Below are 343 nucleotides of genomic sequence, written 5' to 3' on the forward strand. Positions count from 1 at the left end.
ATACTCTTCTATGACTTTTTTATTCCTTCCTACAGTATCAACATAGTACCCTTTACACCAAAACTGTCTATTTCCATATTTATATTTTAAATTTGCATGTCTGTCAAAAATCATAAGTGAGCTTTTTCCTTTAAGATATCCCATAAACTGCGATACACTTAATTTAGGTGGTATACTTATAAGCATATGTATATGATCTTTACATGCATTAGCCTCAATAATTTTAACTCCTTTTTGTTCACATAGTTTCCTTAAGATTACACCTATATCTGCTTTTATCTTTCCATATATTATTTGTCTCCTATACTTTGGTGCAAAAACTATATGATATTTACAATTCCAC

General features: G+C 28.9%; 1 protein-coding gene. It reads right to left on the minus strand.

Annotated features, from left to right (window positions below):
• Window positions 1-343 (minus strand): IS200/IS605 family transposase (tnpA, locus tag ACJDU8_RS25770; RefSeq protein WP_406795034.1); only part of this gene is annotated, 343 nt, incomplete at both ends.

Source organism: Candidatus Clostridium eludens, assembly GCF_045310515.1.
Taxonomy (GTDB): Bacteria; Bacillota; Clostridia; order Clostridiales; family Clostridiaceae; genus Clostridium_B; species Clostridium_B eludens.